A 24782-nucleotide genomic window follows, 5' to 3' on the forward strand; every position below is an offset into this window, starting at 1 on the left:
ATTGCTCGCCGATCACGCGTCCATCTGCCGCGGCGCAACAATGCCCTCGCCCGGACCGCAGTTGCGGATTTGATGAAAACGATACATTATCAGGCCACCTGATATATTCATTTGAAGAACCCACCCGGAACCTCCATGGCACAGCTGTCCCGCATCTCCCTTGCCGAAGTGGCCCGCACCACCGGCAAGGTGCTCAGCCCGGCCGGCACCGACCGCTGGAGTGCCGACTCGCAGCCCACGCTGGCCGACATCAGTGAATGCCTGTACTTCTCGCCCGGCGATGGACGCATCTGGCTGAACGACCAGCGCATGCTGTTGCTGCACAGCCGGGCGATGGGCACATTGCGGCGCGAGCTGATCGACAGCCTGGGTATCGACAAGGCACGTGGGCTGCTCACCCGCTCGGGCTACGTGTCGGGCGCGAACGATGCAAGGCTGGTGCGCGAGCGATGGCCGGACGCCGAACCCTCGGCCATCTTCATCGCCGGCACACGGCTCCATACGCTCGAAGGCGTGGTCAAGGTGGTGCCCGTCAACTTCAGCTACGAGCCCGAGAGCGGCCGTTACCAGGGCGAATTCCTGTGGCACAACTCCAGCGAGGACGACGAGCACCTCGACGCCTACGGTGTAGGCACCTCGCCGGCCTGTTGGCTGCAGCTCGGCTATGCAATCGGCTACGTCAGCACGCTGCTCGGACACCTGGTGATCTTTCGCGAGGTGGAATGCCGCTCGATGGGCGCGGCAGTCTGCCGGGTGATCGGCAAGTCGGCCGAGCTGTGGGACGACGCCAGCGAAGACCTGCGCTACCTGAACGCGCAGGATTTCGTCGACTCGGGCATGCTGACCGCCAGCGTGCCCAGACCGACATCGCGGCCCGGCGAAGCGGAGCCAGGCGGCGCAGCCGCCACGTCGGAAGAGCGCGACAGCGAGGACGTTCCCGGAGCGGCGCTGGTGGGTGCCTCATCGTCGTTCAACGCGGCGTGCCATCTGCTCCAGCGGGTGGCGCCGACCGATGCCACCGTGCTTTTCACCGGCGAATCCGGTGTCGGGAAGGAGCGCTTTGCGCGCATGCTGCATCAGATCAGCCGGCGTCTGGACAAGCCATTCATCGCCATCAACTGTGCCGCCATTCCGGAAACGCTGGTAGAGGCCGAGCTGTTCGGTGTCGAACGCGGCGCCTATACGGGTGCCACACACTCGCGCGCAGGGCGCTTCGAGCTCGCCCATGAGGGCACGCTGTTCCTCGACGAAATCGGCACGCTGAGCCTCGTCGCCCAGGGCAAGCTGCTGCGCGCGCTGCAAGAAGGCGAATTCGAGCGCGTCGGCTCCACTCGCACACAGCGGGTCAACACGCGCGTGGTGGCCGCAACCAACGAAGACCTGCAGCAAGCCGTGCGCGAGGGGCGCTTCCGCCAGGACCTGTTCTTCCGGCTCAACGTGTTTCCGATCCACCTGCCGCCGCTGCGCGAGCGCCGCGACGACATCCCGCTGCTGATGAGCCACTTCGTCAAGAGCTACGCGCACAAGCACGGGCTGGCCGTGCGCGGGTTCAGCCCGCGCGCGATCAAGGCACTGCTCAACTACAGCTTCCCCGGCAACATCCGCGAACTGCAGAATTTGGTGGAACGCGGTGTGATCCTCGCGCAAGCGGGGCTGGTGGACCTGTCGCACATGTTCATCAGCGGCGAGACGCTCAACCAGGAAGTGCTGTCCCTGGCCATCGCCGGCGAGGTCGCCACGCTGGCCTCGGAACAACACGGCGACACGCCCGCGCCCTATCCCGAGACGCTGCTGGACCTGGTCGACGGCTGGAGCCAGCACGTGCGAGGCAGCGGCACGTCGTTGCCTGCGCTGGAGCAGCAACTGCTGGAAGAGGCTGTGCAGCGCGCCAACGGCAACCTGTCGTCAGCGGCGCGCACGCTCGGCATTACCCGTGCGCAACTGGCTTATCGTCTGCAGCGACGGGCGGGCGAGTCCACCAAGGGCTGATGTGCCATCGGTGATCTGTCGGGCGATGCTCCGCTGCAATCGCCCGAGCGCCACGGCCTGATCCACACCCTCCTGCACCACACGCGCCCCGCTTCCGACTGAATCCCCAACGCCGCCCCCGGCACCGACACCGGCACCGACACCGACACCGACACGCCGCGATTCTGCTCGATTCCGCAGAGGACCTTTCCTGTGCAACGCCTTAATCGACCGTCGCACGATCTCCAATAATGGCCGCTCGATCCGTCGGCCAGCACGCCGGCGCGACCCGCCGGCCACCGGGCCGGGCCAACGATAAAAATTCCTATGCATTCCTACCAGATGAACAAGCATGCCAGCGCGCGCGTCGCGGGGACCGTCATTGCCGCATGCCTGACCGGCTTCGTGCCGGCCGCCGCGCACGCACAGAGCAGCGTGACGCTGTACGGCCTGATCGACACGTCGATCACCTACTCGACCAACCAGCGCACACAGGGCGCCGGCTCGCCCGGCAGCGGCAGCGTCGCGATGACGAGCGGCGCGCTGAACGCGTCGCGCTGGGGGCTGCGCGGCCGCGAGGATCTCGGCGGCGGGATGGCCGCGGTCTTCACGCTCGAAAACGGCTTCTCGGGCACCACCGGCAAGCTGTCGCAGAAAGGCGTCGACCTGTTCGGCCGCCAGGCATGGATCGGCGTGAGCTCGAAGGCGGCCGGCACGCTGACGTTCGGTCGCCAGTACGACCTGATCCTCGACTTCGTGACGCCGCTCGGTGCGTCCGGCCCCGGCTGGGGCGGCAACCTCGCGGTCCATCCGTACGACAACGACGATTCGAATCGCAACCTGCGCATCAACAACGCGGTGAAGTACACGAGCCCGACGGTCCACGGGCTGACGTTCGGCGCGATGTACGGTTTCTCGAACGCAGCAGGCCAGTTCGCCAACAACGCGGCATGGAGCGCGGGGCTGTCGTATGCGAACGGTCCGCTGAAACTCGGCGCCGGCTACCTGAAGATCAGCCGCGACCGCCATTCGCCGAACCCGGACGGCGCGCTGAGCACGGTCGACGGCTCGGCGACGATCACGGGCGGCAACCAGCAGATCTGGGCCGTGGCCGGCCGTTACGCATTCGGGCCGCATTCGGTCGGCACCGCGTGGTCGCACTCGACCACCGACGGCGTGACGGGCGTGCTCCAGGGTGGCAATATCGCGCCGCTGAAGGGCGAATCGCTCGTGTTCGACAACTTCACGGTCGACGGGCGCTACTTCGTCACGCGCGCATTGAGCCTCGCCGCCGCATACATGTACACGATGGGCCGCTTCGACACGCGCACGGGCCAGACGCGCCCGAAGTGGAACCAGGTCGTCGCGCAGGCCGACTATGCGCTGTCGAAACGCACGGACGCGTATTTCGAAGGCGTCTACCAGAGCGTGAGCGGCGGCAACGGCCATCCCGCATTCAACGCGACCGTCTGGACGCTGACGCCTTCGGCGAACAGCAACCAGGTCGTCGTCGCACTGGGGCTGCGGCACAAGTTCTGACGATGCGGCGCTTCGGCGCTTCACCGCCCCGCCGGCCGCATACGGCACGCGTTTCAAGCGCCGCGTGATCGTCGTGCCCCCTTGATGAAAAGGCTGCGCGCGTGCGCGGCCTTTTCGCTGTGTCATTGCGTGCCGCGTGCCGACGGCGGGAGCAAGAATGCCTTCCGAACTGTCGCGTCCGCGCAAAAAATGCGGAGAAACTGGTGACGTTTCGACATTTTTCCTAATCTGTTTGCAGCGACGCCGAAATTCGGCGTTCCGGGCGCAACACGCTTTCCTATGGCGCACCACCGGCTTACGGGCATGCATCACGTCGACGAAGCCGGACCTTTCGCGCCGTTGCAACCGGATACGTACGTGCAGATGGCACGCACCACGCTTCCAACGCAGTCAACCGCTGGAGACGAACGATGAGCAAAACGAACCGATTTGCGGTCCTGGCAGCCGTCGCACTGCTGGCCGGTTGCCATCACGCGGCGAAGACACCCGAGAATGCCGGCATGGAGCCGACGCCCTCCAGCGAAGCCGTCGCAACCGTGACGGCCGACGATCTCGACAATCCGAACAGCCCGCTCGCGAAGCGCAGCATCTATTTCGATTTCGACGCGTACTCCGTGAAGCCCGAATACGAGTCGCTGCTGCAGGCGCACGCCGGCTACCTGCGCAGCCATCCGTCGCGGCGCGTGCTGATCCAGGGCAACACCGACGAACGCGGCACGTCCGAATACAACCTCGCGCTCGGCCAACGCCGTTCGCAAGCCGTGTTGAGCGCACTCGAAACGCTCGGCGTGCCGGGCACGCAACTCGAAGCGGTCAGTCTCGGCAAGGAAAAGCCGGTCGCGCTCGGCCACGACGAGGATTCGTGGGCGCAAAACCGCCGCGCCGATCTCGTCTATCGTTGAGCGGACATCGCCGCGACAGCGGCATCCTGGTAAAGGAAAGCATGGGACCGCGTAGCAGGCCGCAGTCTCGACCGGGCGGTGCCATTCGGCTCGCGGGGTTCATGCGCGGCACCATTTGCTTATCGCCGGCGTTCGAGCCGCCGATGCAGCCAGTGCGACATCACGGCCGACGTGACGATCGCATCGAGCGTGGCGATCGCGTTGATATCACCCACCTTGTCCGCCTTGATCAGCCAGGTCTGGAGCAGCACGTAACCGACCATCGTGCCGGCGCCCACGATCACGCCCAGCAACACGAACCAGCGGCGCCGGATGCGCGTGCCGAGCGCCCCCATGATGCCGCCGGTCACCATCGCGGGCAGGAAGTAGCCGAACAGGAACGACGCAAAGAAGATCAGCGGCACCATGCCGGCGCTGGTTTTCAGTTCGTCCCATGACGGACCGTCGATCAACGTCCACGCGATCAGCATCACGGCCGGCCAGACGAGCGACGCGACCAGCGGGCCGCCGACGGCAAATGACAGGCAGCCGAACACGGCACGGCCGGACGCACGCAACGGTTTGCGCGCAGGGCGCTCGAGAGTGGCACTCATGGTTTTTGTATTCGGAATCGGAATGGCGGCGTGCTGGAGTGTATCAAGGCACCGCGCGGCGGATCCGATCCGGCACCATCGTGCGCGACGATACGCAAAAAGCATGGAATAAGCGGCCCGCCCGATCCGTTTCTTCATCGCGCAGACGTGCGGTTCACGCGAACCGGCCTGTCCTGCGGCCTGCGCGCTGCAAGGAGATTGCAATGAAATCGGCAACGTTGGCCGCGGCGCTGATCGCGGCGCTCATGCTTGTACTGTCGGCGGGATGTACGCAGTCGGGCAGCGGTACTTCGCAAGGGCCCGGCATGAGCCGGTACGGCGGCGGCGGGTCGGGAGGCGGCGGAGGCGGAGGTGGTGGCGGAGGTGGCGGCGGCTACTGAAGAGCCCCCGCAAGAAGTCGGGCGACACATCGCGCGCGATCACCGGAAACCGGCTATATCGCGCGCGACGCTTCGCCGTGCGACAACACTTAACGCATCGCCTTCACGTCGGCCGGCGTGACGCTCGCGGGCTGGCCGCCCCACGTCGCGCGCAGGTAGTTCGCGAGCTGGGCGAGTTCGTCGTCGCTCAGCGTGTGCGCGAAACCCGGCATCGGCTGCAGGTTTTCGAAACCGGCAAACTTCTGCTCTTCGATGCCGTCGAGCATCGCGACCAGCAGGTTGCGCGGATCGCCCTGGCGCACCGTCGAGTTGCCGTTCATCGGCACCGCGACGTGCGGCTTGCCTTCGCCGTCGAAGCCGTGACAGCCCGCGCACACCGCCAGATACACCGAGCGGCCGGCCGCGAGTTGCGCGGCGTCGGCCGACACCGGCTTCACCGGTTGCGGCGCGGGCGGCGTATCGCCGAGCAGGTACACGGACAGCGCGCGCAGGTCGTCCTTCGTCAGGGTTTGCGTGCTCAGGTGCACGACCGGATACATCTCGCCGAACGCCGAGCCTTGCGGCGCGATGCCGACGCCGAAGAACGTCTGCAGGTCGGTGCCCGTCCAGCCGCGCGCGGCGAGGCCGGCCGGCGTGATGTCCGGCGCGGCCACGCGGCCGAGCGCGGCGCCCGCGAGCGGCTTTGCGCTGTCGAGCTGGCCCGTGAACGTGCGCGGCGTGTGGCATTCCGCGCAGTGGCCGAGCGCGTTCGCCAGATAACGGCCGCGCTGCCAGTCGGCGGATTGCCCGGCCGACGCGTCCGGCAGGCTGTCCTTCAGGAAGAACAGATCCCACACGGCCATGCCGAAGCGCAGGTTGTACGGGAACTTCAACTCGTGCGCGCGGTTTTCCTGCGCGACCGGCTTGACCGTCATCAGGTACGCGTACATCGCGTCGGTATCGGCACGCGTGAGCTGCCGGTACGACGTGTACGGCATCGACGGATACAGCCGCTTGGCCCGAGCCTTGCCGTCGTGCAGCGCGGCGTAGAAGTCGTCCGCGCTCCAGCTGCCGATCCCGCGACCCTTGTCGGGCGTGATGTTCGAGCCGTAGAACGTGCCGTACGACGAATCGAGCTTCGCGCCGCCGGCGAACGGCGCGCCGTCCTTCGCGGTGTGGCATGCCGCGCAGTCGGCGGCCTTGACGAGATAACGGCCGCGCGCGACCTGATCGGCACCGGGCGCGCCGGATGCTGCGTTCGAGGCCGGTGCGTCATGACCGCCGCAGGCGGCGAGCAGCAGCGCGCAGGCCGCCGCGAGCGCGGGCAGGCCCGCGGCCCGCGCGACACGATGGGCGAATGTGCGTTTCATGCGGCGTCCTTCACGAGTCCCGGCGTCGTCAGCACCACGTCCTTCACGGCTTCGTAGTAGCGGACGTAGCCCGTGCAGCGGCAGAGATGCGCGTCGAGCGCCTCGGTGATCGTGCGTTCGACGTCGGCCTTCGCGACCGGCTCGCGCGTCAGGCGCTCGATCAGCACGGTCGCCGCGTTGACGAAGCCCGGCGTGCAGTAGCCGCACTGGAAGCTGAAGTGCTCGAGGAACTTCTGCTGGATCGGCGACAGCTCGACCACTTCGCCCGCGTCGTTGCGCTTCGCGTGGCCTTCGATCGTGCGGATCGAACGGCCGTGGAAGAAGTGCGCGCCGGTAATGCAGGTGCGCATTTCCTCGCTCGTGCCGTCCGGCTTGTCGACGATCACGACGCATGCATGGCAGATGCCCTGCCCGCAGCCGAGCCGCGAACCGGTGAGGCCCACGTACTCGTGCAGGAACTCGATCATCATCAGCCCTTCGGGCACCTGCATCGGGCCGACGGACTTGCCGTTGATCTTGACCGACAGCGGCTTCTGCTGGAACCGGACGAGCGGACGCTCGACGGCGGCCGGCGCAGTGGCCGAGGCTGCCGCCGGGGCGGACGCCGGTGCGGCCGAAGCCGCGGTCGGCGCGGAAGCGCCGGTCGCAGCCGCGCTGGCGCTCGCGGCCGAAGCCGCGGTTTGGGCGGTCGTCATGCGAGCACCTCCTGAATCTTTTGCGGGGTCACCGGCAGGTCGGTGAAACGATGGCCGATCGCGTGCGCGATGCCGTTCACGATCGCGCCGACGACGGGGATCATCACCACTTCGGCGACGCCCTTCGGCGGATCGGTCTCGGACAGCGGCGGCAGGATGTCGCCCGTCTGCGACCACACGGCGACGTCGGACGCGCGCGGCAACGGGTAGCGGTTGAAGTTCCACGTGCCGTTGCCAGGGCCGTCCTCGTAGAGCGGCAGGTATTCATGCAGCGCATGGCCGATGCCCATCGCGAGGCCGCCCTGCAATTGGCCCGACACGAGCTGCGGCGAAATCTGGTTGCCGCATTCCATGATCGAGTGGTGCGTGAGCAGTTCGACCTTGCCGGTCGCTTCGTGCACGGCCAGCTCGACGAGCGTGCCGACGGCCGTGTAGTACGTGACGGCCGCGTTGTTGCGGCTCGTCGGCGGGATGAACACGCGCTTGCGGTCCAGCACGCGGTAGCCGTTCGCGGTCGGCGGCAGCGTGCCGCGCATCGTCGTCGCACCAGCCGGCGCAGCGGTGCCCGGCACCGGGCCGTTGTCGTCGCCCGTCTTGTCGCCCGTCTTCGGCGCGCCGACGCGCAGCGACAGCCCGTCGATCGGCAGGCGTTCGACCGTGCCGCCCACTTCGAACTCGGCGTCGGTCCATTGCCAGCGGTTGAACACGTGCACGACGGCGCCGGTCGGCAGGCCGAGCGCATGCGCCTGCTTCGCGAGCTGTTCGAACGTCAGCGGTTCGAGGCCGTCGGCGGTCAGCTTGCCGTCGACCCAGCGCGCGTCGTCGATGCGGATCGCGTACGGCGCGGCCTGGCCGCCGCCGAGGCCGCGCGTCCAGATCGACATCGCGGCCGGCCACAGCCCGTAGCGGAACACCGCGCGCGCGGCTTCGCGCGTGCTGTGCGTGAAGTAGTACGCCGAATTCGTCGCGCTCGACGGCGACGCATAGTTCGGCGACCAGCGCGGATTCGCGCTCAGCCGATCCTGATCGGCCTGCGACATCAGGTACGGATCGCCGCTCGTCTCGATCGGCAGGTCCGGCCATTCGGTCAGGGCAACCCGAACTTCGGTCGCCGGACGGCCGAGCCACTTCGCGACCGCAATGGCCTGCGACGTCGACATCCCCGTGCCGATCTCGGCAGCCGTGTGCTGCAGCGACACCTTGCCGTGCTCGTCGAACTCGACCTTCGCGAACGATGCTTCCGCACCCGTGCCGAAATCCTTCTGCACGCAGGCAAAGCCGACGCCGTAGCGCTTGCCCGGGTTCGCGGCCTCGAATTCGGCCTTGCGCGCGGCGCGGCGCGTCCACAGCGGATGCTGCTTCGCGCGCTCCAGCACTTCGTCGACGCGCAGCGCGCCGGCGGGAATCGCACCCTGCGTGTTCTTCATCCCCGAGCGCAGCGCATTGCGCAGCCGGAAATCGATCGGGTCGATGTTCAGTTGCGCGGCGATCTCGTCGACCGCCATCTCGGTCGCGGCCATGCTCTGCAGCGTGCCGTAGCCGCGCGCGGAACCGGCATCGATCGCGCGCGACGCGATCGCCACGGCCGCGAGGTCGCTCTTCGGGAAGTAGTAGATCGATTGCGCGGCCGTCGCGCCGACCATCGCGACCGACGGCGAGAAGTTCATGCGCCCGCCGCCGTTCGCCTCGAAGTCGCCCTTGAACGACTGCAGCAGGCCCGTGTTGCGGTCGACCGCGATCCGGTAGTGCATCTTGAACGCGTGACGCTTCAGCGAGGTCTGGAACTGCTCGTAGCGGTCGTTCGCGAAACGCACCGGGCGGCCGTCCGCGTACAGCGCGCAGACGAGCCCGTAGAACGGCACGTTGAAGTGATCCTTCGAACCGTAGCCGACCGTGTAGCACGGATGCACGAACAGCTTCTTCACCGGGAAGCGGCATTTCGCGACCATCGCGGCGGCGTTCTCCGCCACTTCGAGCGGCGACTGCGTCGGCACGACGAGGTGCAGCGACTGCGTCGCGGCGTCGTACCAGCAGTTCGCGTTGTCGGGTTCGAGCGCGGCCGTATCGACCGACTGCGTGTTGTACTCGCGATCGAACACGAGCCAGTCGGCGGACGGATGATCGAGCTCGCTGGCGATCTGCCCGGCGAGGAACATGCCCTGCTCGTCGAGCTTGCCGTGCTCCTTGCCGTCCGGCCATACCGGCAGGTGCTTGCGCATCATGCTCGGGAAGATCGGCGCATCCTTCAGGCTCGAATAGACGTCGTCGTCATAGGCCGTCTTGCCGCCCACGCGCACATAGCGGAACGTGCCCCACGGATCGCGCTCGAGCGGGCCCGTGACCGCGCCGTAGCGGATCACGTCGTCGCGGAACTTGAGCGTGTTCTTCGCGAAGCGGAAGCGCGCGAAGTCGTGATAGATCAGGATCGCGACCGCATGGCCGAGATATGCGGGCGTCTTGCCGGCCGGCAACAGCATGTCGTCGCCGTAGAACGCCGGGAACGCGACGCCGTCGCGCGCGAGATCGTCGGCCGTGACCACGCGGTCCGGTTTCAGGTCGTCGCCGAGCAGCGACAGGTCGAAGCCTTCGTAGGTGCGGTCGGCCTGCGTGACGCGCAGGATCAGCGCATGCGACTGCTGCTGCGGCCAGTGCGGCATGTCGGCCGCGCGGACGTCGCGGGCGAACACTTTCGAGCCCGTGACCTTCGCGATGCCGTCGATGCGGAATTGGGGGATGCCGGTGACGCTATCCCATTTGACGGGGGTGAGGAGTTTTTCTTCGAAGAGCGCCGCGAATGCGCGGCTGCCCAGGGGCGCGACATACACTGCGACGCCCGCCAGCACACTGGCTTTCAGAAAACCCCGCCGTGACAGGCCGTGGTTTTTCATTGGGGGAACCTCCTGATGCGGCTCGGACGGCGATCGGGTGTCGCGGCGTTCGGAGCGGCGCGCATTCTGGCATTGTTTTTGATATATCGCCTATAGTATTTCTCGCATGAAATACTTATTGAATTTCTTATAACGCGATTCATACGGGCTGCGGTGGACGGTCGCGGCGCGCAATGCGTCGGCGATTTGCGCGCGTTTGCCTCCCGTCGCACCGGCTTCGGCCGGCATCGACATCTGCCGACGGGCAAGTGCCCACGCATCGCGGCCGGTCTCCGGTCGGCCGCCGCACATTGTTCCGTTCGCAACGATGCTGCCTCCGCGCCGTCGAATGCGCAACAATTTCGCAGGCGTGGTTTACGACTAGCGGCCGGCGCGATATCCCGTGTCGATGGACTCCCGCTGTCATGCGCCCGGGCACCCCGCGCCGCCCGTGATTCATGGTAATGTCGCGCGTATCCGGCTTGCCGGCGCTTCCGCTACGTACCGTGCGGGCGCTGCCAGTCATCGCGATATCGTGTCGAGGTCAAAATCCATGGCAGTCAGGGCATCTCTCCTGGACTCCGTTCTCGCCACTCCCTCCTCCGGCAACCACCGTGTCACGGCGGCGTTGCGCCCGTCGATGCTGGTCACGCTGTTCGAGGATATCCGCCCGATGGCGATGTCCGGGCTCGCGAGCGGCTTCGTCGCGGCCGTCGCACTGATCCGGCTGCAACAACTCTGGTGCCTCGTGTGGCTGATCGTCGACGTCGGCCTGCTCGTCACCCGGCTCGCGATCGCGCGGGCCTACACGGTGCGCCGCGACGCCGGCGACGATCGCGCCGAATACTGGGCGAGGCGCTATGCGCCCGTGTCGCTCGCCGCGTGCTTCGTGCTCGGCCTCGGCGTGATGGGCTGCGTGGATGCCGTCGACGTCGAGCTCGGCACGCTGTCGGTGATGGTCGCGGGCGGCGTGTTCGGCGGGATCGCATCGCGCAATTCGGCGCTGCCGCGGCTCGCGATGACGCAGGTCACGCTCGGCGTGCTGCCGATCGGCCTCGGCGCATTGCTGGCCGACCGGCCGGGCGCGTGGCTGCTGCTGCCGCCGCTCGCGATCTATCTCGCGGCCATGCGCACGGTCGTCCAGCGCCATTACCGCGTGCTCGTCGCACTGATCGCCGCGCGCCAGCGCAACGCCGAACTCGTCGCGCGCTTCGACGCCGCCCTCACCTACATGCCGCACGGCCTGTGCATGATCGACAGCGAGACCCGCGTGACCGTCGCGAACCGCCGCACCGCGCAGCTGTTCGGCTCGCCGCGCGAGATCATGCTCGATACGGCGCTCGCCGACGTCGTCGCGGCGCTCGGCGCGAACGCCAGGTCCGATTCCGGCGACGCCGGTCTCGCCGCGCAGTGCGATGTCTGGCTGACCCGTGACGAGCCCGAGCCGTTCGACATCGTGCTCGCCGACGGCCGCCAGCTCGAACTGACGCGCCACCGCGTGCCGGACGGCAATGCAGTGATCATCGTCGAGGACGTCACCACGCGCCGACAGACCGAGCAGCACATCCGGCATCTCGCGCGGCACGACGCGCTGACGGGTTTGCCGAACCGCCACGAACTGCATGCCCAGCTCAAGCGGATGCTCGCGCACCGGCCGCGCCTGCCGGGCCCCTCGCTCGCCGTCATGTATCTCGACCTCGACGGCTTCAAGGCGATCAACGACCACTTCGGCCACCAGTCCGGCGACGAGGTGCTCACGCAGGTCGCCGCGCGGCTCGGCAAGACGCTGCCGCCCGGCGAGCTTGCGGCGCGCATCGGCGGCGACGAATTCGTCGTCGTGATCGACGACACGACGATGCACGCGTGTTCGATCCTCGCCGCGCGGATCATCCGGCAGATCTCGGCACCGTACACGCTGTCGATCGGCGAGAGCGTCAGCCTCGGAATCAGCATCGGCATCGCGCTCGACGACGGGCACGGCTCCCCCGACGAACTGATCCGTCAGGCCGACAGCGCGCTGTACGACGCTAAGTCGGACGGCAAGGGCATCTACCGCTTCTATTCGAGCGGCAGCCACCGCGTGGCACCGGCCACCGCGAACTGACCCGGCGACGCGCGCGGCCCGCTCATCCTCGTTTCCACTACCGGCCGCATCCTCCCGACGATTCAGTTCCGAAACGATCTTTGCGTGGTCGCACGTCCCGCCGTGCGCTCGCGTGTCACGTGACGTGTTCCGTAACATCGGCGTTCGCCACCCGTCACATTGACCGCAGAAGCCTGCACGATCGATGCAGCGCAAGGCTTTTCGAGGCTGGCACTCTTATTGCTCCCTGACAGGGAAACAGGTTGTCCGGGAGACCCAACATGAATACCGTCGAAGTCCTCAGCCGCAGCGCAACCATCGACGAACAGGCCGTGATCGACGGCGCATCGCTGATCCGGCGGCTCGTTTCCGAGCGCCGCATGCCGGCCTCGCGTGAAGCCGCATGCGTCGACAATCCGCCGTTGACGTTGTACGGCGCGTTTCGCCAGGGCGTCACCGATCACGGCGCGCGGCGTGCGAATCCGTATCGCGCCGGCAGCCGTTTCTGGGCACTGTGGGAAGAAGGTCGTATCGAAGCTGAAACATCGGGCCGCTGAGCCGGCCGCGCGCGCCGGCCCTGTCGCGACAAGGGATCGGCGCGAAACCGGATGCACGAGTGCGGCCAGCCCGCGCGCCGGCATGCGTTCATCGATGCAACATCGCGTGTGGTCTCGCGAGTTGGCGAGTCGGCGAGTTGGCGAGTTGGCGAGTTGGCGAGTTGGCGAGTTGGCGAGTTGGCGAGTCGGCGTATCGGCGTATCGGCAAGCCGGCTCGCTCCATGCGCATCCGCGCGCGTGCCGGTTGACGACGTTCGGCGTTGCACGCTCCCCGCGCGCCGCGCGGCGGTCGTTTCCCGATAAGATGGCAGATTCCGTTCATCGAACGATGCCGCCATGACCGCCCCTTCCTCACAGCGAAACCCCATCCACTGCGAAATCGATCTCGACGCGCAAGGCAAGCACGCGGGTTACCTGCGGCTGCCGCATTCCGTACACCGCTCGGCGTACGGGTGGCTGCCGATCCCGATCGCGTCGATCCGCAACGGCGACGGCCCGGTCGCGCTCGTGATGGCCGGCAACCACGGCGACGAATACGAAGGCCAGATCATCGTGTCGCAGTTGATGCGCGAGATCGAGCCCGAGATGGTCAGCGGGCAACTGATCCTGCTGCCGATGGCGAATTTCCCCGCAGCAGACGCGGGCCTGCGCGTGTCGCCGCTCGACGAGGGCAACCTGAACCGCAGCTTTCCCGGCGAGCCGACCGGCACGCCGACGCAGATGATTGCCCACTACATCGAGCATGCGCTGCTGTCGCGTGCGCAGTACCTGGTCGACCTGCATTCCGGTGGCAGTTCGCTGCTGTACCAGGGCGGCAACATGCTCGCGATCGATCCGCTCGACGCCGACGAAGCCGCGAAGCTCAACGGGCTGCTGGTCGCGTTCGGCTTGCCGAATGCGCTGCTGCACGCGCCGAACCCGGTGCATTCGGCGTCGGCCGCGCGCCGGCAAGGCGCGATCTCGATCGTGACCGAACTCGGTGGCGCGGGCATGGCCGATCCGTCGCTGATCCGGCTCGGCCGCCACGGGCTGCTGCACTACCTCGGCTATATCGGCCTGCTGCGCGGCGCGCTCGTGCCCGACGCGCCGCCGACCGTCACCCGCTTCATGCGCGTCGACGGCGACCGCCATTTCGTTTATGCGTACGAGCGCGGGCTGTACGAGCCGCTCGTCGAACTCGGCGACCAGGTGAAGGCCGGACAGCCGGCCGCGTGGGTGCATTTCCCCGATACGCCGTTGCGCGAACCGATGCTGCACCGGTTCAAGGGCGACGGCGAAGTGGTGTGCAAGCGCGTGCCCGCGCAAGTGCGGCGCGGCGATTGCCTGTTCCAGCTGGCGGAGTTGTCGGCTCCGCCGAGCGTTGGCCAATAGGCTAGTTCCAGATTCATCTCTTTTCCGTGCAGTCTGCCATTCATGGCGGACGGCATACGTGCGTCATTAACCAACTTGACAAATTAACCCACTTGGTTATGATCATCAATGGAAAAGAGAAGGCCTCATTGCAAGCTGCCCCTCGTCAAGGCGCTGGTCGAATCCGGCAAGGTCCGGTTGACCACGAGCGCGGTATTCGGCGCCCGGCAACTGGGTTTCACGGAAAGGGAGGCGCTCGATGTCGTGATGTCGCTGACCGACCTCGACTTCCACAAGAGCATGACGACGTACGCCGACCACACGATCTGGCAGGACGTCTACCGGCCGTTGACGGTGCGTGGCGACGTGTACCTGAAACTGACGGTGATCGACGAGGTGCTGATCGTGTCTTTCAAGGAGCGATGAAAATGAAGTGTCCTGCATGCGGTGCGGCCAAGCTGGTCCGCGACACGCGAGACATCCCTTATACCTACAAGGGCCGGTCGACTGTCGTCCGCGATATCACCGGCGATTTCTGCCCGGCCTGCGGGGAATCGGTACTGGATCTCGACGAGGCGACCCGTCTCGGCGAAGCGATCGCCGAGTTCAACAAGCAGGTGAACGCAACCATCGTCGACCCGAAGTACATCGCGAAGGTGCGCAAGAAGCTGAGGCTGGATCAGCGCGAGGCGGCCGAGCTCTTCGGCGGCGGCGTCAACGCGTTCTCCCGTTACGAGACAGGCAAGACGAATCCGCCGCTTGCCCTCGTGAAATTGCTGAAGATCCTGGATCGTCACCCCGATCTACTCGCCGAAGTCCGAGCGGCATAAGCGCTCGCATGTCGGCATCGCGCATGCGCCAAGCACCGGCTCCGACGCGTGCGCACGCTCCCCGCCATCCCCACCCCACGCCCGCTGCAAGCCTTCTGACGCCTGCCGCGAAATCCTTATCGAAATTGCTTCGTTCGCCTTTGCCGGCCGCGCCGCTAACGTGTTCGAAACGGCGGCGGCCCGCCCCGTGCATCGCAGGATGCGCACCGGCCGCCGTCATCACGACAACCGCGCCGCGATAACGGAACAGACCGGACGGGCCGCGTGCCCGCGCCCCGACAGGAACGTCCGCATCGCGCGCCCTTCGCGATGCCCATGGCCACGACCGACCGCCTCATCGACACGACGCCGCTCGACGCTCGCGCGCAGCCGCTGATCGACGCGCTGATCGACGAGTATTCGACCCGTTACGACGCGTACCGCCCCGATAGCCGCGCGTCCGCGCGCGACGAACTCGCGCGCTACCCGGCCGAACTGTTCGCGCCGCCCGAAGGCGCCTTCGTGCTGCTGCTGCGCGACGGCGAAACGATCGGCGGCGGCGCGTTCAAGCGCTACGACGCGCAGACCGCCGAACTCAAACGCATCTGGACCCGCACGGACCTGCGCCGCCAGGGGCTCGCGCGGCTCATCGTCGACGCGCTCGAACTGCGCGCCGCACAGCAGGGCTATCGGCGCCTCTACCTGACCACCGGCTTTCGCCAGCCCGAAGCGTGGGCGCTGTACGACCGCACCGGCTATACGCGGCTGTTCGATTCGTCGATCGCCCCCGAAGCGTACTTCCACCTGCCGTTCGGCAAGGATCTCGCCGATCCGTCGCGCACGTCGACGCTCGCCGACCTGTGGGCGCCCGTGCCCGAACCCGTCTTGCCGCGCTGAGCGCGCGGCTGCCCCGCTTTCGCCCGATTCCACTTTCCACGACAGGACGTCTTCATGCAACGAGCCGTACCGCTTTCTTCCCGTGCCGTCCGCACGCTGGCCGCCGCGCTGATCGGCCTGAGCGCATTCGCCGCGGCCGCCGCGACGTTCGACCTGAGCCCCGAGCAGCGCGGCCGCCCGCGCAGCACTGCCGACGCGGCCGTCGAACGCGCGGTGCCCGCGTCGTTCAAGTTCGCCGAGCCCGGCACGCTGACGATCGGCATCGCGCCGAGCCTGCCGCCGATCAGCTCGTATGCGACCGACGCGCGCACGGTGGTCGGCTTCGACGCCGACGTCGGCCAGCTCGTGTCCGACAGCCTCGGCCGCAAGCTGAAGATCGTCGCACTCGCGTGGGCCGACTGGCCGCTCGCGCTCGAATCGGGGAAAGTCGACGCAGTGATCTCGAACGTGACCGTCACCGAGGAGCGCAAGCAGAAGTTCGATTTCTCGTCGTACCGCCACGATCTGGTCGGCTTCTACGTACGCAACGACAGCAAGATCCAGGCGATCCGCGAGCCGAAGGACGTAGCGGGGCTGCGCGTCGTGACCGACGCCGGCACCAACCAGGAAAAGATCCTGCTCGCGTGGGATCGCGAGAACGTCGCGCACGGGCTGAAGCCCGTGCAGATCCAGTACTACGACGATCAGGCGATGCGCATCGTCGCCGTGCAGTCGGGCCGCGCCGATGCCGTGTTCAGCGTGAACTCGGTGCTCGCGTATCAAAGCGCGCAGCAAGGCAAGACGCGGCTCGTCGGCGCGATCAGCGGCGGCTGGCCGCGCACGGCCGACATCGCGATCGCGACGCGTCGCGGCAGCGGGCTCGCCGATCCGCTGACCGTCGCGCTGAACGGGCTGATCAAGAACGGCCGCTACCAGCAGGTGCTCGATCGCTGGAACCTCGCGTCCGAAGCGATCGACCAGTCGCGCACGAATCCTCCGGGGCTGCCGAAGAGCTGAGCGCCACGCGCGCGCCCCGTCCATCCACGCCATACGCAGGAACGCCGCTCACCATGTCTTATTCGCTTTCGTTGCTGGACAAGAGTCCGATCGCCGACGGCGCGAACGCCGCCGACGCACTGCGCTTCACCACGACCCTCGCGCAACGCGCCGAACAGCTCGGCTACGAGCGCTTCTGGGTCGCCGAGCATCACGGCACACCGGGCTTCGCGAGCTCGGCGCCGGAGATCGTCGTCGCGCACCTGCTCGCGCACACGTCGCGCATCCGCGTCGGCTCGGGCGGCGTGATGCTGCAGCACTACAGCCCGTTCAAGGTCGCCGAATCGTTCAAGCTGCTGGCGGCACTCGCGCCGGGCCGCGTCGATCTGGGTATCGGCAAGGCGCCCGGCGGGCTGCCGCTGACCACGCGCGCGCTGCAGTGGTTCCACGACAAGGCACGCAAGCCCGACTTCGCAGGCCAGCTCGCGGAGCTCGACGCGTTTCTCGGCTGGGGCGTCGCCGAAGATCATCCGCTCGCCGGCGCGGTCGCGATGCCGGTGCCGCCGCAGCCGCCCGAACGCATCCTGCTCGGCGGCTCGCCGGACAGCGGCGCGCTCGCCGCGCGCAACGGCTGGCGCTTCTGCTACGCGGGGCATTTCAACGGCGACGACGTGAATCTCGAACGCTCGCTCGACGCGTACCGTAGCGCGGGCGGCACGCGGCCGCTCGTCGCGCTGTACGCGGTGGCCGCGCCGACGCGCGACGAGGCCGAGCAACTGATCGGAGCGCTGAAGATCTTCAAGCTCCAATTCGCGGGCGGCCAGAGCTTCAACCTCGCGAGCGCGCAGGCGGCCGCCGAATTCGCGCGGCAAAGCGGCGCATCCGACTACCGGATCGACGAACTGCGCCCGACGGTGCTGGCCGATACGCCCGAGCGCGTGCACCGCGCGCTCGATGCGCTGAGCCGGCGGCTCGACGTCGATGCATTCGTGATCGATTCGCCGGTGACCGACTACGCGGCGCGGCTCGCGTCGGCCGAATGGCTCGGCGGCGCGCTGTCGGCCACGCCGTTGCAGGCGGCCCTCGCGGCCGACCGCTCCCTCTCCCCTGACCAGAACGCGTGACGCTCCCATGACGACCCGACGATCGATCCCCTTCGGCCTGATGCTGCAAGGCGCAGGCAGCCACATGAACGCATGGCGGCACCCGAGCAACCCGCCGGACGCGAGCATCAACCTCGACTTCGCGATCGGCATCGCGCGCAAGGCGGAAGCGGCCGGCATCGCGTTCGCGTTCGTCGCGGACGGCCTCTACATCAATGAGAAGTCGATTCCGCACTTCCTGAACCGCTTCGAGCCGCTGACCGTGCTGTCGGCGCTCGCGGTCGCGACGAAGAAGATCGGGCTCGCGGGCACGATCTCGACGTCGTACAGCGAGCCGTTCACGGTCGCGCGCCAGCTCGCGTCGCTCGACGCGATCAGTGGCGGGCGCGCGGGCTGGAACGTCGTGACGACACCGCTCGAAGGCACCGCGAAGAACTTCGGCAAGGCGCATCCGGATCACGAGCTGCGCTACGAGATCGCCGACGAATACCTCGACGTCGTGCAGGGCCTGTGGGATAGCTGGGACGACGACGCGTTCGTGCGCGACCGCGCGACCGGCCGCTTCTTCGATCGCGACAAGCTCCATACGCTCGATCACCACGGCCGCTTCTTCCAGGTCGCGGGCCCGCTGAACATCCAGCGCTCGCCGCAGGGGCAGCCGGTGATCTTCCAGGCCGGCTCGTCCGACACCGGCATCGGGCTCGCCGGTAAATACGCGGACGCGGTGTTCACGCATTCGCCGTCGCTCGACGAGACGGCCGCGTTCACGCGGCGCGTGAAGCAAAGCGCAGTCGAGCACGGGCGTCATGCCGACGACGTGAAGATCTTCCCCGGCGTCGGGCCGATCGTCGGCCGCACGGCCGCCGAGGCCGAAGACAAATACCAGGCGATCCGCGACCTGCTGACGATCGACGAGGCGCTCGCGTATCTCGGCCGCTATTTCGATCACCACGATTTCACGCAGTACGCGCTCGACGCGCCGTTCCCGGAACTCGGCGAGCTCGGCCGCAACAGCTTCCGCTCGACCACCGACCGCATCAAGGCCGACGCGAAACAGAAAGGACTGTCGCTGCGCGAGACGGCGCTCGCGGTCGCGACGCCGCGCCCGAACTTCATCGGCACGGCCGAGCATGTCGCCGACGAGCTGATCCGCTGGCACGACGCGGGCGCCGGCGACGGCTTCATCCTCGGTTTTCCGGTGCAGGCGCAAGGCGTCGACGATTTCGTCGAACTCGTGATTCCGGTGCTCGAGGCACGCGGCCGCTACAGCCGCGACCTGCCCGGCGCGACGCTGCGCGACCACCTCGGCCTGCCGCGCAAGGCAAGCCGCCATGCGGCGCCCGGCGCTGCGCAGGAAACGGCAGCCGAAGCGCACGCCTGACCCACCGCGGCCCGGCCACGGGCCGACGCACCGCGCCGCCCGTGCGCGGCGTTCCCGACCGATTCGAGGACTTCCAACGACATGAGCGACACGACCCACCTCGGCGGCGCGCTGCCGCCGCTCTCTTCCCCCGGCGCGCGCGCGCCCGGCACGCGGTTCCGGATCGTGCCCGCGCGCCACCGGGCGCGCACGGCCGGCACCGTGCTCGCCGTCGTGCTGATCGCGATCGCGCTGCATTCGATCCTCGGCAACCCGCAATGGGGCTGGCCGGTGTTCGCCGAATGGTTCCTGTCGCCGCCGGTGCTGTCGGGGCTCGCGCGCACGCTGGTGCTGACGCTGCTCGGCGCGGTGTTCGGTTTCGTGCTCGGCGCGTTCGTCGCCTTGGCCCGGCTGTCGCGTTCGCGCCTGCTTTCCGCGAGCGCGTGGACCTTCGTGTGGCTGTTCCGCTCGATTCCGCTGATCGTGCTGCTGCTGATCCTGAACAACCTCGGCTACCTGTACGAACATGTGCGGCTCGGCGTGCCGTTCACCGACATCGTGTGGTTCGAAGCGCCGACGACCGACCTGATCAGCCCGTTCCTCGCGGCCGTGCTCGGCCTCACGCTGAATCACGCGGCGTTTGCCGCGGAGGTGATCCGCGGCGGCATTCTCGCGGTCGACCAGGGGCAGCTCGAAGCGGCTGCGGCGCTCGGGCTGCCGCGTGGCCGACAGACCGCGCGGATCGTGCTGCCGCAGGCGATGCGCGCGATCCTGCCGACCGCGTTCAACGACCTGATCACGCTCGCGAAAGGCACGTCGATGGTGTACGTGCTCGCGATGCCGGAGCTGTTCTACACGGTGCAGGTGATCTACCGCCGCAATCTCGAAGTGATTCCGCTGCTGATGGTCGCGACCGTCTGGTACCTGATCATCCTGACCGTGCTGTCGGCGATCCAGGTGCAGGTCGAGCGGCACTATGCGCGCGGTGCGCTGCGCAATCCGCCGCCGTCGGTGCTCACGTTCGCGCTCGCACGCATCGGCGTGCTGTGGCGGCGCGCCACGTCGCGCAATGCGGCGTCGAACGTGCGGGCCGAAAGCGATACCGAAACCGTTGCCGCCGCCGTGCCGCGCGCCGGCGGCGAAGTGGCCGTGCACGGCGTATCGAAGCAGTTCGGCATGCAGCGCGTGCTCGACAACGTGTCGTTCGTCGCGCCGCGCGGCAGCGTGACCGTGATCGTCGGGCCGTCGGGCTCGGGCAAATCGACGCTGCTGCGCACGATCAACCATCTGGAACGCGTCGACGACGGCTTCATCGACATCGACGGCGAACTGATCGGCTACCGGCGCGACGGCGACGTGCTCTACGAACTGAAGGAGCGCGACGTGCTGAAGCGGCGCACGGCCGTCGGGATGGTGTTCCAGAACTTCAACCTGTTCCCGCACCTGACGGTGCTCGAAAACCTGATCGAGGCGCCGGTCTCCGTCGCAGGCGTCACGCGCGACGCCGCCGAGCGCACCGCACGCATGCTGCTCGCGCGCGTCGGTCTTGCGGATAAAGCCGATGCGTACCCGCGCCAGTTGTCCGGCGGCCAGCAGCAGCGCGTCGCGATCGCGCGGGCGCTTGCATTGCGTCCGAAGGTGCTGCTGTTCGACGAACCGACGTCCGCGCTCGACCCGGAACTCGTCAACGAGGTGCTCGACGTGATCAAGGAACTCGCGCGCTCGGGCACGACACTCGTGATCGTCACGCACGAGATCGGCTTCGCGCGCGAAGTCGCGGACAACGTGCTGTTCATGGAGCGCGGGCGCATCGTCGAAGCCGGGCCGCCGGCCGCCGTGCTCGACGCGCCGTCGCATCCGCGCACGCGCGCGTTCCTGTCGCGGGTGCTGTGATGCGAATCCCTGCCGATAACCGGGGCGCCACACGATGATCGATCGACGTCAATTCATGACCGCCGCGCTGATCGCGGCATCCGGCAGCCTGCCATGGCGCATCGCACACGCGGCGGCCGCAACCGCCGACCTCGACCCGCGCCAGGCCGGCCGCCTTCGCGCGGAGCGCGACGACGCGGCGATCCGTGCGGCAGCCGGCTACCGCTGGGTACGCGACGGCGCGTTCACGGTCGCGATTTCGCCGCACGCGCCGCCCGTGTCGACCTACGCGACCGACGCGCGCACCGTGGTCGGCGCCGATCCCGACTATGCGCAGCTCGTCGCCGACGCGCTCGGCCGCACGCTCGCGCTGGTGCCGATCGCATGGGCCGACTGGCCGCTCGGGCTGACATCCGGCAAGTACGACGCGGTGATCTCGAACGTCGGCGTGACCGAGAAGCGCAAGGAGAAATACGATTTCACGACCTACCGGCTCGGGCTGCACGGCTTCTATGTACGCACCGGCAGCCCGATCGCCAAGATCGCCGAGCCGAAGGACATCGCGGGCTTGCGAATCATCACCGGTGCCGGCACGAGCCAGGAGCGCATCCTGCTCGAATGGAGCCGGCGCAACGTCGCGCAGGGGCTGAAGCCGGCCGAGCTGCTCTATTTCGACGACGATGCGACCGCGCGCGTCGCACTGCTGTCGGGCCGCGCCGATGCGGAGCTGAACCCGAACGCGTCGCTCGCGTACGAGGCCGCGCGCAGCGGCAAGATCCGCCGTGTGGGCGTCGTCAATGCGGGCTGGCCGAACAATGCCGACGTCGCGATCGCGACGCGTCGCGGCAGCGGGCTCGCCCCCGCGCTGACGCTCGCGACGAATGCACTGATCGGCAACGGCCGCTACGGGCAGGCGCTGTCACGATGGGGATTGCAGAGCGAAGCGATCGCGCGGGCGGAGACCAATCCACCGGGGTTGCCGTCGTTCTGAAGGTGTCGATGCGTCGATGCATCGATGCCCGAGTGACATCGCCCCGGCATTCCACAACGGAAATGCCGGGGCGAGTCGAAGCCGTACCGTTCGACGCAGAGCCGCGCCTACGCCGTTGCCGCCGCCTGATGCCGGTCAAGCTCCGCGACCTGCGCATGAATCGCCGGAATCAGGTCGCGCCCGTAGGCCAGCGCATCGTCGAGCGGATCGAACCCGCGAATCAGGAACGTCGACACGCCGAGCCGGTAATACGCGCCGAGCGCCCGCGCGACCTGTTCGGGCGTGCCGACCAGCGCCGTCGAATTCCAGCGCGCGCCGGTCAGGTTCGCGACACCCATCCACAAGCGCTCGTCGAGCACATCGCCCTGCGTGGCGGCCGCCATCAGCCGCTGCGAGCCCGCGTTCTGCGGCGCATGCCCCGCGATCGGCTGGCCGCTCGCGAGCCGCGTGGCGCGCACGCGCTCGCGGATCGCCTCGGCCTTCTCCCACGCGGCGGCCTCGGTATCGGCAACGATCGGCCGAAACGACACGCTGATGCGCGGCACACGACCGAACGGCGCGGCGGCGGCATGCACGCGCGCGATCTGCTCGCGCACCGATGCGAGCGGCTCGCCCCACGTCATGTAGACATCCGCGTGCTGCCCCGCGACCGCGAGCGCGGCCGGCGACGACCCGCCGAAATAGACCGGCACGTGCGGCCGCTGCGCGCCCCTCACGAGTGGCGACGCGCCGCGCAGCCGATAGAACTCGCCGTCGTGGTCGACCGGCGCATCGGCCAGCCAGATCCGTTTCAGCACGTCGAGATACTCGCCGGTGCGGCGATAGCGTGCATCGTGCGACACGAAATCGCCGTCGCGCTGCAAGTCCGCATCGTCGCCGCCGGACACGACGTTCAGCGCGAGCCGGCCACCGCTGAACACGTCGAGCGTCGCGATCTGCCTGGCCGCGGCCGACGGCACGATCACGCCCGGCCGGTGCGCGAGCAGGATGCGGATGCGTTCGGTCGCGGCGGCCGCGAACGATGCGACGATGAAGCCGTCCGCCGCGTTGCTGAAATGGCCGACCAGGATCTGGTCGAAGCCGGCGGCCTCGTGCGCCTGCGCGAAGCGGCGCACGTAGTCGGGCTGGACGGCCGCGCCGCCCGGTACGTCGACCTCCGCGCCGGGCGTCGCGGTGATCATGCCGATGATGTCGACTGGCATGTCGGGAAGTCCTTCTGGTTCTCGATCGGGAATCGGGGATGTGACGGTGCGATTACTGCGCGGCGGCCGTCTTTTGCGAGGGCGCCGCGAAGGCACCCGCATACGAACGGTCAAGCAGCTTCGATGTGTCGTATGCGGCCGGAATCACACCGGCCTTGTGCAGGAAGTCGGCCGTGTTCTGCGCGTCCTTCGCGGCCGTGTCGTCGACCGGGCCCACGCGCTGCTTCGCATTGTTGAGCCAGCGGTACGCGACATCGGGTTCGAGCTTCGCGCGCTTCGACCACAGGTCCGCATACTCGCGCGGATGGCTGTCGACCCATTGGCGCGCGGCAACGACGCGCCGCAGGAAATCGCTGATCTCCGCGCGCTTGCCCGACGCGGCCTGCTCGTTCGCGGCGACGAAGCTCAGCGCGGGCATCAGCCCCTGCGCGGTGGTGATGGGCCGCGCGCCCTGCCGCAGCGCCAGCGTGCTGACGAACGGCTCCCACAGCGACACGGCGTCGACCGAGCCGTTCGCGAGCGCGTTGGTCGCGTCGATCGGCATCAGGTACGCGTACTTCACCGAATCCGCGCGCAGGCCCGCGTGTTCGAGCGCGCGCAGCACGAGCTGCTGGCTCCATGCGCCACGCCACACGGCGACGGTCTTGCCCTGCAGGTCGGCCACGCTGTGCACCGGCGAATGCTTCGGCACGAGGATCGCGACGCCGTCGAGGCTCTGCCGCGACACCGCGACGACCTTCACCGGCGCGCCGCGCGCGGCCAGCGTGAGCAGCGCGGAATCGCCGAGGAAGCCGACGTCGATCGCGTTGCCGTTCAGGCTCTCGGCGACAGGCGCGGCGGCCTGGAAGTGCTTCCATTCGATCGTGTAAGGCAGGTCCTTCAGCACGCCGGACGCCTCCATCGACGCCTGGATGTTGAAGTAATTCTGTTCACCGACGCGCAGCGTGACGGTGTCTTTTGCGATGCCCGGCTGCGCGGCAAGCGCCAGCAAGAGCGCCGTGACGATTCGGCTCAGCAACGTGATCTCCCGGATGGTTGGCAGGCTGCCGCGCGATGGCGGCGCCTCGTTGTCCGCCGTGCGCGATGGCCGGCGGAACGGATGGAACCGATGAAGATACGTCGACGCGCTTCATGAGACAAACGCAATATTCTTCTATGAAAAGATGCAAAACTTTTATGAATTGAAGCACCGCGCATGCCTGCCCGAAACGCCGCCCTCGAATGATCCTTCGACAGATATTTCGCACGCGAAATACATTTCAGACTATATTTCGCATACGAAATAACTCC

At 67.8% G+C, this 24782-nt stretch carries 19 protein-coding genes and 1 pseudogene; 14 read left to right on the top strand and 6 right to left on the bottom strand.

From position 1 onward, the window contains the following. Positions 1-135 precede the first annotated feature (135 nt). From R9B84_RS27050 to pal, 3 genes and pseudogenes are all read left to right on the top strand, one after another. A pseudogene (locus R9B84_RS27050) lies at positions 136-1905 on the top strand (sigma 54-interacting transcriptional regulator); the annotation flags it as partial. Between the two features lie 390 nt (positions 1906-2295). Continuing rightward, positions 2296-3507, top strand: coding sequence for a porin (locus R9B84_RS27055; protein WP_423763064.1), 1212 nt, complete (start codon positions 2296-2298; stop codon positions 3505-3507). Positions 3508-3917: 410 nt separating this feature from the next. Beyond that, entirely contained in the window at positions 3918-4409 is a 492-nt protein-coding gene (gene pal / locus R9B84_RS27060; RefSeq protein WP_047903237.1) for a peptidoglycan-associated lipoprotein Pal, read from the top strand. Between the two features lie 119 nt (positions 4410-4528). Here the strand turns inward: pal and R9B84_RS27065 are convergent, their stop codons facing one another. From R9B84_RS27065 to R9B84_RS27080, 4 genes are all read right to left on the bottom strand, one after another. Next, a complete protein-coding gene (locus R9B84_RS27065) occupies positions 4529-5002 on the bottom strand; it encodes a hypothetical protein (protein ID WP_423763065.1) in 474 nt (157 codons plus the stop codon). 469 nt (positions 5003-5471) lie between these two features. Continuing rightward, positions 5472-6731 (bottom strand): c-type cytochrome, encoded by a 1260-nt coding sequence (locus R9B84_RS27070; protein ID WP_423763066.1) that lies wholly within the window; start codon positions 6729-6731, stop codon positions 5472-5474. Further along, positions 6728-7426 carry a (2Fe-2S)-binding protein gene (locus tag R9B84_RS27075; RefSeq protein ID WP_423763067.1) on the bottom strand — a complete coding sequence of 233 codons (699 nt, stop codon included), beginning with the start codon at positions 7424-7426 and terminating at the stop codon, positions 6728-6730. The genes R9B84_RS27070 and R9B84_RS27075 overlap by 4 nt, the downstream gene beginning before the upstream one ends. Further along, positions 7423-10314, bottom strand: a complete 2892-nt coding sequence (locus R9B84_RS27080; RefSeq protein WP_423763068.1) for a xanthine dehydrogenase family protein molybdopterin-binding subunit — start codon at positions 10312-10314, stop codon at positions 7423-7425. The genes R9B84_RS27075 and R9B84_RS27080 overlap by 4 nt, the downstream gene beginning before the upstream one ends. 532 nt (positions 10315-10846) lie before the next feature. On the opposite strand from R9B84_RS27080, the gene R9B84_RS27085 reads away from it, so the two are divergent. The 11 genes from R9B84_RS27085 (at position 10847) to R9B84_RS27135 (ending at position 22290) form a co-directional block, all read left to right on the top strand. Continuing rightward, positions 10847-12397 carry a diguanylate cyclase domain-containing protein gene (locus R9B84_RS27085; RefSeq protein WP_423763069.1) on the top strand — a complete coding sequence of 517 codons (1551 nt, stop codon included), beginning with the start codon at positions 10847-10849 and terminating at the stop codon, positions 12395-12397. 260 nt (positions 12398-12657) lie between these two features. Further along, on the top strand, positions 12658-12933 hold the full coding sequence (locus R9B84_RS27090; RefSeq protein WP_423763070.1) for a hypothetical protein: 276 nt from the start codon (positions 12658-12660) through the stop codon (positions 12931-12933). Positions 12934-13269: 336 nt separating this feature from the next. Next, entirely contained in the window at positions 13270-14304 is a 1035-nt protein-coding gene (locus R9B84_RS27095; RefSeq protein WP_423763071.1) for a succinylglutamate desuccinylase/aspartoacylase family protein, read from the top strand. Between the two features lie 108 nt (positions 14305-14412). Then, positions 14413-14709, top strand: coding sequence for a type II toxin-antitoxin system MqsR family toxin (locus tag R9B84_RS27100; RefSeq protein ID WP_096474328.1), 297 nt, complete (start codon positions 14413-14415; stop codon positions 14707-14709). Positions 14710-14711: 2 nt separating this feature from the next. Next, complete coding sequence (locus R9B84_RS27105) at positions 14712-15113, top strand: type II toxin-antitoxin system MqsA family antitoxin (RefSeq protein WP_047903228.1); 402 nt, start codon at positions 14712-14714, stop codon at positions 15111-15113. 315 nt (positions 15114-15428) lie between these two features. Beyond that, complete coding sequence (locus R9B84_RS27110; protein ID WP_423763072.1) at positions 15429-15989, top strand: GNAT family N-acetyltransferase; 561 nt, start codon at positions 15429-15431, stop codon at positions 15987-15989. Between the two features lie 54 nt (positions 15990-16043). Continuing rightward, entirely contained in the window at positions 16044-16985 is a 942-nt protein-coding gene (locus tag R9B84_RS27115; RefSeq protein WP_423763073.1) for an ABC transporter substrate-binding protein, read from the top strand. A gap of 53 nt (positions 16986-17038) precedes the next feature. After that, positions 17039-18088, top strand: a complete 1050-nt coding sequence (locus R9B84_RS27120; protein ID WP_423763074.1) for an LLM class flavin-dependent oxidoreductase — start codon at positions 17039-17041, stop codon at positions 18086-18088. 7 nt (positions 18089-18095) lie between these two features. Beyond that, the gene (locus R9B84_RS27125) at positions 18096-19448 is read left to right on the top strand and encodes an LLM class flavin-dependent oxidoreductase (protein WP_423763075.1); all 1353 of its coding nucleotides are present in this window, start codon (positions 18096-18098) and stop codon (positions 19446-19448) included. 81 nt (positions 19449-19529) lie between these two features. Further along, positions 19530-21320 (top strand): amino acid ABC transporter permease/ATP-binding protein, encoded by a 1791-nt coding sequence (locus R9B84_RS27130; protein WP_423763076.1) that lies wholly within the window; start codon positions 19530-19532, stop codon positions 21318-21320. A gap of 34 nt (positions 21321-21354) precedes the next feature. After that, positions 21355-22290, top strand: coding sequence for an ABC transporter substrate-binding protein (locus R9B84_RS27135; RefSeq protein WP_423763077.1), 936 nt, complete (start codon positions 21355-21357; stop codon positions 22288-22290). Between the two features lie 107 nt (positions 22291-22397). Here R9B84_RS27135 and R9B84_RS27140 read toward each other — a convergent pair whose 3' ends face one another. Together R9B84_RS27140 and R9B84_RS27145 are read right to left on the bottom strand one after the other, a co-directional pair. Further along, on the bottom strand, positions 22398-23492 hold the full coding sequence (locus R9B84_RS27140; RefSeq protein WP_423763078.1) for an LLM class flavin-dependent oxidoreductase: 1095 nt from the start codon (positions 23490-23492) through the stop codon (positions 22398-22400). Between the two features lie 52 nt (positions 23493-23544). Next, on the bottom strand, positions 23545-24510 hold the full coding sequence (locus R9B84_RS27145; protein ID WP_423763079.1) for an ABC transporter substrate-binding protein: 966 nt from the start codon (positions 24508-24510) through the stop codon (positions 23545-23547). Positions 24511-24782: the final 272 nt, after the last annotated feature.

The sequence above is a fragment of the Burkholderia sp. NLJ2 genome (genome assembly GCF_049487195.1).
Classification (GTDB): Bacteria; Pseudomonadota; Gammaproteobacteria; order Burkholderiales; family Burkholderiaceae; genus Burkholderia; species Burkholderia pyrrocinia.

What these genes read in the sequence shown, in the direction of transcription:
- R9B84_RS27055 (WP_423763064.1), top strand. Translation starts at nt 2,296, where the DNA reads ATGCATTCCTACCAGATGAACAAGCATGCCAGCGCGCGCGTCGCGGGG.
- pal (WP_047903237.1), top strand. Translation starts at nt 3,918, where the DNA reads ATGAGCAAAACGAACCGATTTGCGGTCCTGGCAGCCGTCGCACTGCTG.
- R9B84_RS27065 (WP_423763065.1), bottom strand. Translation starts at nt 5,002, where the DNA reads ATGAGTGCCACTCTCGAGCGCCCTGCGCGCAAACCGTTGCGTGCGTCC.
- R9B84_RS27070 (WP_423763066.1), bottom strand. Translation starts at nt 6,731, where the DNA reads ATGAAACGCACATTCGCCCATCGTGTCGCGCGGGCCGCGGGCCTGCCC.
- R9B84_RS27075 (WP_423763067.1), bottom strand. Translation starts at nt 7,426, where the DNA reads ATGACGACCGCCCAAACCGCGGCTTCGGCCGCGAGCGCCAGCGCGGCT.
- R9B84_RS27080 (WP_423763068.1), bottom strand. Translation starts at nt 10,314, where the DNA reads ATGAAAAACCACGGCCTGTCACGGCGGGGTTTTCTGAAAGCCAGTGTG.
- R9B84_RS27085 (WP_423763069.1), top strand. Translation starts at nt 10,847, where the DNA reads ATGGCAGTCAGGGCATCTCTCCTGGACTCCGTTCTCGCCACTCCCTCC.
- R9B84_RS27090 (WP_423763070.1), top strand. Translation starts at nt 12,658, where the DNA reads ATGAATACCGTCGAAGTCCTCAGCCGCAGCGCAACCATCGACGAACAG.
- R9B84_RS27095 (WP_423763071.1), top strand. Translation starts at nt 13,270, where the DNA reads ATGACCGCCCCTTCCTCACAGCGAAACCCCATCCACTGCGAAATCGAT.
- R9B84_RS27100 (WP_096474328.1), top strand. Translation starts at nt 14,413, where the DNA reads ATGGAAAAGAGAAGGCCTCATTGCAAGCTGCCCCTCGTCAAGGCGCTG.
- R9B84_RS27105 (WP_047903228.1), top strand. Translation starts at nt 14,712, where the DNA reads ATGAAGTGTCCTGCATGCGGTGCGGCCAAGCTGGTCCGCGACACGCGA.
- R9B84_RS27110 (WP_423763072.1), top strand. Translation starts at nt 15,429, where the DNA reads ATGGCCACGACCGACCGCCTCATCGACACGACGCCGCTCGACGCTCGC.
- R9B84_RS27115 (WP_423763073.1), top strand. Translation starts at nt 16,044, where the DNA reads ATGCAACGAGCCGTACCGCTTTCTTCCCGTGCCGTCCGCACGCTGGCC.
- R9B84_RS27120 (WP_423763074.1), top strand. Translation starts at nt 17,039, where the DNA reads ATGTCTTATTCGCTTTCGTTGCTGGACAAGAGTCCGATCGCCGACGGC.
- R9B84_RS27125 (WP_423763075.1), top strand. Translation starts at nt 18,096, where the DNA reads ATGACGACCCGACGATCGATCCCCTTCGGCCTGATGCTGCAAGGCGCA.
- R9B84_RS27130 (WP_423763076.1), top strand. Translation starts at nt 19,530, where the DNA reads ATGAGCGACACGACCCACCTCGGCGGCGCGCTGCCGCCGCTCTCTTCC.
- R9B84_RS27135 (WP_423763077.1), top strand. Translation starts at nt 21,355, where the DNA reads ATGATCGATCGACGTCAATTCATGACCGCCGCGCTGATCGCGGCATCC.
- R9B84_RS27140 (WP_423763078.1), bottom strand. Translation starts at nt 23,492, where the DNA reads ATGCCAGTCGACATCATCGGCATGATCACCGCGACGCCCGGCGCGGAG.